The sequence below is a fragment of the Rhizobium sp. FG96 genome, assembly GCF_057808655.1.
On sequence record NZ_JBMDIL010000001.1, the window covers coordinates 235566 to 247921 of the forward strand.

The 12356-nt window shown below is 63.3% G+C and carries 6 protein-coding genes; 2 read left to right on the forward strand and 4 right to left on the reverse strand.

Annotation, left to right across the window (positions count from 1 at the left end):
- Nucleotides 1–169 precede the first annotated feature (169 nt).
- Nucleotides 170–2818, forward strand: a complete 2649-nt coding sequence (gene pepN, locus ACODR6_RS01230; protein ID WP_489020180.1) for an aminopeptidase N — start codon at nucleotides 170–172, stop codon at nucleotides 2816–2818.
- Nucleotides 2819–3000: 182 nt separating this feature from the next.
- Nucleotides 3001–5337, forward strand: coding sequence for a PAS domain-containing sensor histidine kinase (locus ACODR6_RS01235; RefSeq protein WP_489020182.1), 2337 nt, complete (start codon nucleotides 3001–3003; stop codon nucleotides 5335–5337).
- Here the strand turns inward: ACODR6_RS01235 and ACODR6_RS01240 are convergent.
- From ACODR6_RS01240 to ACODR6_RS01255, 4 genes are all read right to left on the reverse strand, one after another.
- A complete protein-coding gene (locus tag ACODR6_RS01240; protein ID WP_489020184.1) occupies nucleotides 5316–8270 on the reverse strand; it encodes a bifunctional [glutamine synthetase] adenylyltransferase/[glutamine synthetase]-adenylyl-L-tyrosine phosphorylase in 2955 nt (984 codons plus the stop codon). The two genes, ACODR6_RS01235 and ACODR6_RS01240, sit on opposite strands and share 22 nt — an antisense overlap.
- 102 nt (nucleotides 8271–8372) lie before the next feature.
- On the reverse strand, nucleotides 8373–9782 hold the full coding sequence (locus ACODR6_RS01245; RefSeq protein ID WP_489020186.1) for a sensor histidine kinase: 1410 nt from the start codon (nucleotides 9780–9782) through the stop codon (nucleotides 8373–8375).
- Entirely contained in the window at nucleotides 9779–10525 is a 747-nt protein-coding gene (locus tag ACODR6_RS01250; protein WP_281438209.1) for a response regulator transcription factor, read from the reverse strand. The genes ACODR6_RS01245 and ACODR6_RS01250 overlap by 4 nt, the downstream gene beginning before the upstream one ends.
- Before the next feature lie 103 nt (nucleotides 10526–10628).
- Nucleotides 10629–12227 (reverse strand): Do family serine endopeptidase, encoded by a 1599-nt coding sequence (locus ACODR6_RS01255; protein ID WP_130278639.1) that lies wholly within the window; start codon nucleotides 12225–12227, stop codon nucleotides 10629–10631.
- Nucleotides 12228–12356 lie beyond the last annotated feature (129 nt).

The window sequence follows — 12356 nt, forward strand, 5'->3', positions numbered from 1 at the left end:
AATTTTGCGGACGTGCCAGGAAAAGTCCGCACGTCATGCGGAAAAGAAAGATCAATGGTCTTTGCTTTAAGTTTAGTTCAGACTTTAATGTAATCATCGCCCCCAAAATTTACGGCGGGGATTCCGTCCCTGTCTCGGTCATATCGATAAAGGTCTTCAGGGAACACTTATGCGTACAGACACAGGCCAGGTCATTAATCTGGCAGACTACCGGCCCACCGATTTCGTCCTTGAGCGCGTGGACCTGACCTTCGAGCTTGACCCGACGGAAACGAAGGTCGAGGCGCGGCTGATCTTCCATCGCCGCGAAGGTGTCGATCCGAAGACGCCGCTGATCCTCGATGGCGACGAGCTTTCCCTGTCCAGCCTGCTGTTCGATCAGATGGAAATGCCGGCGGAGCAATATACCGCGACGGCCGACAGTCTGACGGTCCGCGATCTCCCTGCGAGCGAACCGTTCGAACTGACGATCACCACGATCATCAATCCTTCCGAGAATACCCAGCTGATGGGCCTCTACCGCACCGGCGGCATCTACTGCACGCAGTGCGAGGCCGAGGGCTTCCGCCGCATCACCTATTTCCCCGACCGTCCTGACGTTCTGGCGCCCTATACGGTCAACATCATCGCCGACAAGGCGCAGAACCCGCTGCTGCTCTCCAACGGCAACTTCCTCGGCGGCGCCGGTTACGGCGAAGGTAAGCATTTCGCCGCCTGGTTCGATCCGCATCCGAAGCCGAGCTACCTCTTTGCGCTGGTCGCCGGCGACCTCGGCGTCATCGAAGACACGTTCACGACGATGAGCGGCCGCGAAGTGGCGCTGAAGATCTATGTCGAGCACGGCAAGGAGCCCCGCGCTGCCTACGCCATGGACGCCCTGAAGCGCTCGATGAAGTGGGACGAAGAGGTCTTCGGCCGCGAATACGACCTCGACATCTTCATGGTCGTCGCCGTCTCCGATTTCAACATGGGCGCGATGGAGAACAAGGGCCTCAACGTCTTCAACGACAAATACGTCCTAGCCGATCCTGAGACCGCGACCGATGCCGACTACGCCAATATCGAGGCGATCATCGCGCATGAATATTTCCATAACTGGACCGGCAACCGCATCACCTGCCGCGACTGGTTCCAGCTCTGCCTGAAGGAAGGTCTGACGGTTTATCGCGACCACGAGTTCTCGTCGGACCAGCGCTCGCGCCCGGTCAAGCGCATTGCCGAAGTCCGCCACCTTAAGTCCGAGCAGTTCCCGGAGGATGGCGGCCCGCTCGCCCATCCGGTACGCCCGACAAAGTATCGCGAAATCAACAACTTCTACACGACGACGGTCTATGAGAAGGGCAGCGAAGTGACGCGCATGATCGCGACGCTGCTCGGCAAGAAGGCGTTCAAAAAGGGCATGGACCTCTATTTCGATCGCCATGACGGCCAGGCCGTCACGATCGAGGATTTCGTCCAGTGCTTCGAGGAAGCGAGCGGCCGCGATCTCTCGCAGTTCTCGCTCTGGTACCATCAGGCTGGCACGCCGCTGGTCACCGCGTCCGGCACCTATGATGCCAAGGCCAAGACCTTCACGCTGCAGCTCGAGCAGATGGTTCCGGCCACACCCGGCCAGGCCGACAAGAAGCCGATGCATATCCCGCTCAGCCTGGCGCTGTTTGCCGAAAGCGGCAAGGCGATCAAGCCGAAGTCGGTCGATGGTGCGGAATATGCCGATGAGGTCCTGCACCTGACCGGCCGCACGCAGACCGCCGTCTTCCACGGCATCGCCTCGCGCCCCGTCGTCTCGATCAACCGCAGCTTCTCGGCGCCGATCAACCTGCATTTCGATCAGGCACCGGCCGATCTCGCGCTGCTTGCCCGCCACGAGACCGATCATTTCGCCCGCTGGCAGGCGCTGACCGATCTGGCGCTGCCGAACCTTCTCAAGGCCGCCCGCGATGCGCGTGATGGCAAGGCGGTCGCCTGCGAACAGACCTTCGTCGACACGCTGCTTGCAGCCGCCTCCGACGACGCGCTGGAGCCCGCCTTCCGCGCCCAGGCGCTGGCGCTTCCGAGCGAAGCCGATATCGCCCGCGAACTCGGCGGCAACAATGATCCCGACGCGATCCATGCCGGCCGCCAGGCGGTGATGAAGCAGATCGCCGATCAGGGTGCTGCCATCTTCGCCACGCTGTTCGAAACGATGACGACACCGGGCGCCTTCAGCCCGGATGCCAAGAGCGCCGGCCGCCGCGCGCTGCGCAACGCCGCCCTCACCTATCTCTCCTATGCGGAGAACACGCCGGTTCGTGCCAAGGCCGCCTTCGACGCCGCCAACAACATGACCGAGCTTCTGCATGCCCTGACGCTGCTGGCGCACCGCTTCCCCGACAGCGCCGAAGCGATCAGCGCGCTGACCGCCTTCCGCGACCGCTTCTCCGAAAACGCCCTCGTCGTCGACAAGTGGTTCTCGGTGCAGGCAACGATCCCGGGTGCCGGCACGCTCGACCGCGTCAAGAAGCTGATGGACAGCCCGCTTTTCAAGCGCACCAATCCGAACCGCGTGCGCTCGCTGATCGGCACCTTCGCCTTCACCAACCCGACCGGCTTCGGCCGCGCCGATGGCGAAGGCTACCGCTTCCTGGCCCGCGAGATCCTCGACATCGACCAGCGCAACCCGCAGCTCGCAGCGCGTATCCTGACATCGATGCGGTCGTGGCGCTCCCTGGAGCCGGCGCGTGCCGATTTCGCCCGCGCGGCCCTGATGGAAATCGAACGGGCGCCCGGTCTCTCGACCGACGTGCGCGACATCGTCGAGCGTACGCTCAAGGGGTGATTTGCGAGCAAAAGGCTTCGCCGCTATCGGCGGAGCCTTTTCGGAATCCTCAAAAAATCAGCACTTATAAATAGTTAACAGATTTTTACCTTTGCCTCTGGACACGGCGAATCAGGAGTGATTCATTGGGTCAGGTTCGAGCGGCGGCGCTGCGAATCACACGAGGGATCAAGGTTATAGCGATGATGAACGTGCGGCGGGCAACTGCGGCCGAGGGACGGCTGCGTGTTGATTTCGGGGCGTTGCGGGGTTGGTCTCGGGCCACTCAGAGCAGCCGTCCGGCTGCCAGCCGCTCCGGCGCTCCGCGTCTTCCGCAGGTCGAAACCATCCTCAAGCGCGCCATCCCGGCGCTGATTATCGCCTTTCTCTCCGTCGTTGCCGCCTCGCACATCTTCGGGATGATGTCGGAATATTCGCGGATGGGCGCAGCCGCCCGCCACGCAACGTCGCTCTCTGCTGCTGCGGCCGCCGCCGTCTTCACCGATGCCGGTCAGCTCTTCGAGGCCGGCAACGCCGCCGAGGCGCAGGCCCGCCTTTCGAAGTTCCTGCCGCAGGACCGGCTCGACAGTGGCTCGTTCATTCTCCTCGTTCAGGCGAGCGGCAAGGTCTTTGCCGCATCGGCTGCGGGCGTCTCCTATGTCGGCTCCAACGTCGCCGACTTCTTCCCCGAAGTCTCCGCCATCCGCCGCTTCGGAGACCGCGCCGGCGTCATCGAAACGACGATCAGCGGCGATCCCCATTATGCCGAGATCAGCCTTGTCGGCGGTGCGGGCGGCTATATCGTCGCCGCCACCTCGCTCGATCAGATCGGCAAGCTGTGGCGCGAGGAGCTGACGCTCAACGTCACGCTGTTTGCGGGCATTTCCTCGATCCTGCTCGTCATCCTCTACGCCTATTACGTGCAGGTCCGCCGCGCCCGTGATGCCGACGACATTTTCGTCGAATCCAACCAGCGCGTCGAAACCGCACTGTCGCGCGGCCGCTGCGGCCTCTGGGATTTCGATTTCGAGAACCGCGAATTCTTCTGGTCGCGCTCGATGTACGACATGCTCGGCCTGCCCGCTTCCGACAAGACCATGTCCTTCAACGAGGCCGCCCGCCTGATGCATCCTGAAGATGGCGGCCTGCACGAGATCGCCCGCTCGATCGCCAAGGGCACTTCCGGCCAGGTCGACCAGATTTTCCGCATGCGCCATGCCGCCGGTCACTATGTCTGGATGCGCGCCCGCGCCCAGATGATCCGCAGCAATTCCGGCCGCATGCACATGATCGGCATCGCCATGGACGTGACCGAGCAGCACCGGCTGGCTCAGCGCTATGCCGAAGCCGACCAGCGCCTCGCAGACGCGATCGAGTGCACCTCCGAAGCCTTCGTGCTCTGGGACAAGAACGACCGTCTGGTCATGTGCAACGTCCATTTCCAGCAGGCTTACGGCCTCCCTGACAGCGTGCTGGTTCCCGGCACAGAGCGCAGCGTCGTCAATGCAGCAGCCGCCCGCCCGGTCATCGAGCGCCGCATGGTCGATCCGAACGGCGCCGGCCACTCGCGCACCGCCGAAGTCCAGCTCGCCGACGAGCGCTGGCTACAGATCAACGAGCGCCGCACCCGCGATGGCGGCATGGTCTCGGTCGGTACCGACATCACGCTTTTGAAGCGCAACCAGGAGCGCCTGCGCGACTCCGAGCGCCGCCACGTCGCGACCATCGGCGACCTCAAGGCATCGCGCCAGACGCTCGAACACCAGAAGGCCGAGCTGTCGGTCGCCAACGCCAATTATCTCGTCGAGAAGGAACGCGCCGAAGCCGCCAACAAGGCGAAGTCGGAATTCCTCGCCAACATGTCGCATGAGCTGCGCACGCCGCTCAACGCCATCCTCGGTTTCTCGGAAATCCTGCAGAACCAGATGTTCGGCCCGCTCGGCTCGCTGAAATACGACGAATATGCCCGCGATATCCACGATAGCGGCCAGCACCTGCTCAACGTCATCACCGACATTCTCGACATGTCGAAGATCGAAGCCGGTCACATGAAGCTGCATCGCGAAACCGTCGATCTCGCCCCGCTCATCGAAGAGAGCCTGCGCTTCACCGCCATTCCGGCTGCCGAGAAGAACATCGTCATCGAGCAGCGCCTCTGCGAGGGCATGACGCTGACCGCAGACCGCCGCGCCATGAAGCAGATCCTGCTGAACCTGCTCTCCAATGCCGTGAAGTTCACCAATGATGGCGGCCGCATCGCGCTTCGCACCCGCCGCGACGCCAAAGGCCTGATCGTCACCATCGCCGATACCGGCATCGGCATCCCGCGCAAGGCGCTGACCAAGATCGGCCAGCCTTTCGAGCAGGTCCAGAGCCAGTATGCCAAGAGCAAGGGCGGCTCGGGTCTTGGCCTGGCAATCTCGCGCTCGCTCACCTCGCTGCATGGCGGCAACATGCGCATCCGCTCCCGCGAAGGCGTCGGCACCGCCGTCACCTTCCGCATCCCGGATGCTGCCCGCTATGCTTTAACGGTTACCTGAAAGATCTTCCGCACAGCCTTCGACAGCCGTTTCACTTCGCCTTCCAGCGTCTTGATATCAGGGCAATCGCCGGCGCGGCAGACGAGCTCGACGAGGCCAGACGGCGCCTCCTTCGGATCGAACAGACCATCGATGCAGAGCCGGATCAGCTGCGACAGCTCCGTATAGAGATTGAACGCCTCGAGGCAGGTGTCGAGATCGGCAGGCGCCATCAGCTTGCCGCCGAGCGCCTTCAGCGCCTCGCCGGTATTCAACCCGTTGACCTTCACCACCGAGGCCTTGGCCGGCGCCACCAGCGCCAGATACTGCGCGATGAACTCGATATCGATGACGCCGCCGGGGATCAGCTTCAGATCCCAGCCGCTCTCCGGCGCCTTTTCCTTGTCGATGAGATCGCGCATCTCGGCGACATCGCGGGCGACCTTGGCCGTATCGCGCTTGGCAGACAAGACATCGGAAATGATCCGCTCTGCAGCTTCCGTTAGGCTCGCATCGCCGCAGATCAGCCGGGCGCGGCTGAGCGCCATATGCTCCCAGGTCCAGGCTTCCTCACGCTGATACTTCTCGAAGGAGTTGATGCGCGTCGCCACCGGCCCCTTGTTGCCGGAGGGGCGAAGCCGCATGTCGACTTCGTAGAGAATGCCTTCCGCCGTCGGCGCCGAGAAAGCGGCGATCAGGCGCTGGGTGATACGGGTGAAATAGCGCAGCGCATCGAGCGGCTTCTCGCCGTCGGATTCGGCAGCCGTATCGTCGTAATCGTAAAGCAGGATGAGATCGATATCGGAGCCGGCCGTCAGCTCGAAACTGCCGAGCTTGCCCATGCCGGCAACCGCAACCCTGCCACCCGGGAAACGGCCATGCGCCGCCTCGATCTCCTTCAGCACGCCGTCCAGCGCCGCTTCGATGATCAGATCGGCAAGATGGGTAAAGGCGCGCGCCGCCATGGCTCCGTTGATCGCCCCGGTCAGCAGCCGGATGCCGATCAGGAAACGCTGCTCGGCGGCGAAGATGCGCAGCCGGTCGAGAAGCTCCTCGTAGTAACGCGCCTGCACCAGCGATGCCTTGAGACGCTCGCCGAGATAGTCGCGCGTCGGCAGTTCCGCCATCAGGCCGGGATCGAGCATGCCGTCGAAGACATGCGGCTTGGCGGCAATGACCTCCGCCAGTTTCGGCGCCGAGGACATGATGTTGACGATCAGCGACAGGAGCGCCGGATTGCTGCCGAGCAGCGAGAACAGCTGGATGCCCGAAGGCAGGCCGGAGATGAAGCTGTCGAAGCGCAGCAACGCCTCATCGGCCCGCTTGCTCTCGCCGAAGACACGCAGGAGCTCCGGCGTCAGCTCCGTCAGCCGTTCGCGCGCCTCCACCGATTGCGTGGCCCGGTATCGGCCATAGTGCCAGGTGCGGATGATGCGGGAAATGTCGGACGGGCGCTCGAAGCCGAGACGTTTCAGCGTCTCCAGCGTGTCAGGGTCGTCGTTCTGGCCGGTGAAGACAAGATTACCGGTATCGGTCGAAAGCTTGTTTTCCTGTTCGAAGAGCCGCGCATAGCGCCGCTCCACCGTCCTGAGCACCTCCACCAGCTTCTCGGAGAAGCTCGGCGTGTCGCCGAAGCCCATCATGAAAGCAATGCGTTTCAGGTCGGCCTCGGTCTCCGGCAACAGATGAGTCTGCTCGTCACGCACCATCTGGATGCGGTGCTCGACATCGCGTAGGAACCAGTAGGCATCCGTCAGTTCGTCGCGCGTCTCGGCATCGATCCATTTCGCCTTTGTGAGCTCGGCAAGCGTCTCCTCGGTGCCGCGGCTGCGAAGCACGGGCATCCGCCCCCCAGCGATCAGCTGCTGCGTCTGCGCGAAGAACTCGATCTCGCGGATGCCTCCGCGGCCGAGCTTGACGTTGTGCCCCTTCACCGCGATCGCCCCGTGCCCCTTATGGGCGTGGATCTGCCGCTTGATCGAATGGATATCGGCGATCGCCGCATAGTCGAGATATTTGCGGAAGACGAAGGGCACGAGACCGCGAAGAAAATCCTCACCGGCAGCGAGATCGCCGGCAACCGGTTTCGCCTTGATGAAGGCCGCCCGCTCCCAGTTCTGTCCCCTGCCCTCATAGTAGATCATCGCCGCATCGACCGAGATCGCCAGTGGCGTCGAGCCGGGATCGGGACGCAGGCGCAGATCGGTGCGAAACACATAGCCGTCAGCCGTCCGCTCCTGCAGGATGCGCACCAGCCGGCGCATCAGCCGCGGATAGATCTCGATCGCATCATCAGGATCGGGCACGATGCCCGCCTGTTCGTCGAAGAAGACGACCAGATCGATGTCGGAGGAGTAATTAAGTTCGGAAGCACCGAGCTTGCCCATGCCGAGTACGATCAGGCCGGAGCCCTCGCTCGGCTTGGCGACGTCCTTCAGCACCAGCTTGCCGGCTTCATGCGCCGACATCAGCAGATGGTCGATCGCAGCGGCAACCGAGGCCTCGGCGAGCGCGCTCAGCCAGCCGGTCGTCTGGCGGCCGTCGAAGATCCGGGCGAGATCGGCAAGCGCAATCAGGAAGGCGACCTTGCGCTTGATCTGCCGCAGCCTCGCCATGACCGCTGACTCGGCCGGCAACGCGCCGTCGACAGGCTTCCAGCAGGCGCGCGCCTCCTCGATCAGCCCTTCGATCTCAGGCTCCAGCGGCGCCGAGATCGCCGCTGCCAGCACGGCATTGTCGATATTGGCGACCTCGCGCAGATAGGGAGACAGGGTGAAGGCGGCGGCGATGAAATCGAGCAGCGGCCCACCGGATTTCACCATCGCGGCAACGGCGGGCTCTTCGCGGCCGATCTCCGCGAGATCGCTCAGTGCCAGCTTCAATTCGGCCTGGTTCAGCGGCTTCAGCGCCACCTCGCCAGCGTCCTTCAAGAGATGTGTCGACTTCTTCAGCATCCCGCCTCCCTGCCGCAACGCGCCGGATTCGCGTTGTCTCGCATGCGCTTAACCTAGAGCGGCAAACGCCGGGAGCCAATACCGTCTTTCAGTGCTCGAAACTCAGGCGGCCTTGACCGGAAAATGCATGGTCACCGTCAGGCCACGCCCTTCTTCCTTGTCGGGATAGGTGTCAGAAAGCTCGAGTGTGCCGCCATGCAGTTCCATGACGGCCTCGACCAGCGACAGGCCAAGCCCGGTCCCCGGCTTCGACCGGCTCTCGTCCAGCCGCACGAAACGCTTGATGACCGCCTCGCGCTTGTCCGCGGGCACACCGGCGCCACTGTCGGCCACCGAGAGGCAAATGGCGTCCTGCCGACGCGCCAGCTTGATGGCGATCTGGCCGTGGCCGTCGCAATCGACGGAATATTTGATGGCATTGTCGATCAGGTTGAACAGCGCCTGGCCGATGAGCTCGCGGTTACCCTGCACCGAAATTCCAGGCTCGATATCCGAGGTCAGCGTCAGCCCGGCATCGTCGGCCACCGGCTCGTAAAGCTCGGCGCTGTCAGCAACGATCGCCGAAATCTCCACCGTCGACATCTCGGCAGCCACCGATCCCGCCTCGACGCGCGAGATCATCAGCAGCGCGTTGAACGTCCGGATCAGTTGGTCGGATTCCGAAATGATCCCTTCGAGCGCCACGCGGCGCTGCTCGCCGTCATCGGTATCCACCGCGTCGGCCGCCTTGTTGCGCAGCCGCGTCAGTGGGGTCTTCAGGTCGTGGGCGATGTTGTCAGAGACCTGCCGCAGGCCCTCGTTCAGCTTCTCGATACGCTCCAGCATGGTGTTCAGCGACACCGAGAGGCGGTCGAATTCGTCGCCGGAGCCAGCGACCGGCAGGCGCTGCGAGAGGTCGCCGGCCATGATCTTCTTGCTCGCCGCCGACATGCGGTCGATGCGTTTCAGCGCGTTGCGGCCAATGCCGAACCAGATGATCAGCGCGCCGAGCCCCATGATCGCCAGCGCCACCATCAGCGCCTGGCGCACCAGCACGCGGAAGCGCTCGGGTTCGCCGAGGTCGCGCCCGACGAGAATGCGCAAGCCATTGTCGAGCACGAAAATATTGGCGATCGCCATATGCCGGCGGTCGAGACCGCTTTCGGCATAGCGCTGGTAGAAGAAGGGAACCGAGGTCCAGCCCGTCTCCTCGAAGACACCGGGCTGCACCGAGGCTACGTTACCCGCCAGGATGTCGCCAGAAGGGCCGGCGATGATGTAGAGATTGGCGCCCGGCTGGCGGGAGCGGCGCTCCATTGAGCGCAAGAGCGCGTTGATGCCGCCGGTGTCATAAGCGCGTTTGACCTGATCGACTTCCTGCTGCACGGCCTCGCGGATCTGCCCCGTCAGCAGACGCTGCGACATCGCCGTCACATAGATGACGAGCGTCGCGGCGCAGATGGCGAAGAGCAGGATGTAAAGGGCCGAAAGGCGGACTGCGGTAGATCGGAAGAGAAACCAGAAACGGTTCATCCCTCATCCTTGATCATGTAACCCGCCCCGCGGATCGTCTTCAGCAGCGGCTGGCTGAAGTCCTTCTCGATCTTCGAGCGCAGGCGCGAAACGTGCACGTCGATGACGTTGGTCTGCGGATCGAAATGGTAATCCCAGACATTCTCGAGAAGCATGGTGCGGGTCACGACCTGACCGGCATTCTTCATCAGATATTCGAGAAGACGGAATTCGCGCGGCTGCAGCGGGATTTCCTTGCCGCCGCGGCGCACTTCATGGGAAAGCCGGTCGAGCTCGAGATCGCCGACGCGGTAGACGACGTCCTGCTCCGGCGTGCCCTTGCGGCGGCCGAGAACCTCGACGCGGGCGAGCAGCTCGCTGAAGGCATAGGGCTTCGGCAGATAGTCGTCGCCGCCGGCGCGAAGGCCGGTCACGCGGTCGTCGACCTGGCCGAGAGCCGAAAGAATGAGAACGGGTGTATGAACGCCCTTGCGGCGCAGCTCGCTGATGACGGAAAGGCCGTCGCGGCGCGGCAGCATGCGGTCGATGACGATGACGTCGTAGGTATTTTCCGAGCCCATGAAGAGACCGCTCTCGCCATCACTTGCGTGATCGACGACGATCCCGGCCTCGCGAAAGGCTTTCGTCAGGTATACCGCAGCTTCGAGGTCATCCTCGATGATGAGAATCTTCATGCGGCTGACATTACCTGCCGGTTTTGTTTCGGCAAGGCTCAATACGTCTTCCTGTTGCGCTTGGGTCATCGCGGCACCTGTGGATGGAACGGAAGGGAGCCGCGCTGGGCTGGAAGCGCGGCTCCCCTTCTCTGGCGCATCATGGGGATGCGCCGGTCAAGGCTGTGGGGGATCAGCCTTGGCTGTTGATCGGAAGGGCGACGAAACGGCTGCCGTCCTTCGACTGGATCTGGAAGAGCGCCCGGGTGCGGCCGTCCTTCTTCGCCTGGTTCAGAACCTTGACGACATCGTCAGCGCTCGAAACCTGCTGGTTGTTGACCGAGGTGATCGTCTCGCCTTCCTTGATGCCCTTGTCGGCAGCGTCGGAATTCGGGTCGATACCGGTGATCGCCAGGCCCTTGCCGTCATCGGCCGGGCCGACCGTCAGACCGAGATCGGCAAGCGCCTTCTCGGAAGCCGGTGCCTGCGGCTCCTGCTGCTGGTCGCTGTCGTCGTTGGAAGCGTCCTTCTGGTCTGCCGGCAGCGTGCCGAGCTCGACGTTGAGCGACTGCGCCTTGCCATCGCGCCAGATCGACACTTCGACCTTCTTGCCGGGCTGCATCGCACCGATGCGGCGGCTGAGATCGCGGGCATCCTTGACCGGCTCGCCATTGACGGCAGTCACGACGTCACCAGCCTTCATGCCGGCCTTCTGGCCGGGCGTGCCGTCCTGAGCGGAAACGACGAGCGCGCCATTGGCTTCGGAAAGGCCGAGAGAGTCGGCGATGTCCTTGGTCACCGGCTGAATCTGCACGCCGAGGTAACCGCGCGACACCGTACCGTCCTTCATCAGGTCGGCAACCACGTCCTTGGCGGTCGAGGCGGGAATGGCGAAGGCGATGCCGACGCTGCCGCCCGACGGGGAGAAGATCGCGGTGTTGATGCCAACGACCTGGCCGTTGAGGTTGAAAGTCGGGCCACCGGAATTGCCGCGGTTCACGGCAGCATCCACCTGCAGGTAGTCATCATACGGGCCGGAGCCGATGTCGCGGCCGCGGGCCGAGACGATACCCGCGGTCACCGTGCCGCCGAGGCCGAACGGATTGCCGACTGCGACAACCCAGTCGCCGACGCGGACATTGTTGTCGTCGGCCCAGTTGACGTAGGTGAACTTCTTGCCCTTGCCGTCGACCTTGAGCACGGCGAGGTCGGTGCGCGGATCCTTGCCGATCAGTTTGGCGTCAAGCTCGGTGCCGTCGTTCATGACAGCAACGAAAGCCGAACCGTCGGAAACGACGTGGTTGTTGGTGACGATATAGCCGTCTTCGGAGATGAAGAAGCCGGAGCCCTGGGCAACGGGACGCAGACGGCCGGGGCCGCCAGGACCGCCGGGGCCACCCGGACCGCGATCGCCGAAGTGGCGCGGCGGACGCTGCTGGCCATCCTGGCCGTCACCGCCGTTCGGACCCTGCTCGCCGAACTGCTTGAAGAAGCGCTTCAGCGGGTGATCGTCCGGCAGGTCGTCAAAACCGCGGCCGTTGAAATCGAAGGAGAAACCGTTGCCGTCGTCGGAAGCCGGCTTGATGCGGGATTCGACGCGGACGGAAACGACGGCCGGCGAAACGGCGTCGACGACATTGGCAAAGCTCGGAACCTGCGGCGCCTGAACATTGACGGCTTCGGCATAGGAACGGGTGATCTCAAGCGGCACGCCAGTGGCAAGCACGGCGGCTGCGAGACCTGCGACGGTCGAAGCCTTGAGCGCAGTGGCAAGGGAGGGAGTCTTGAACATTATAGGCACCTTCTCTTCTTCATTTAGTCGGTCCGGCCCCCGGTCGGGATCGGCTGATGAAGGAAGATATAGGATGCGAGACCTTACTGCGAACTGTCTGGGCAATGAAAAATTTGTAATGTTGAGAGC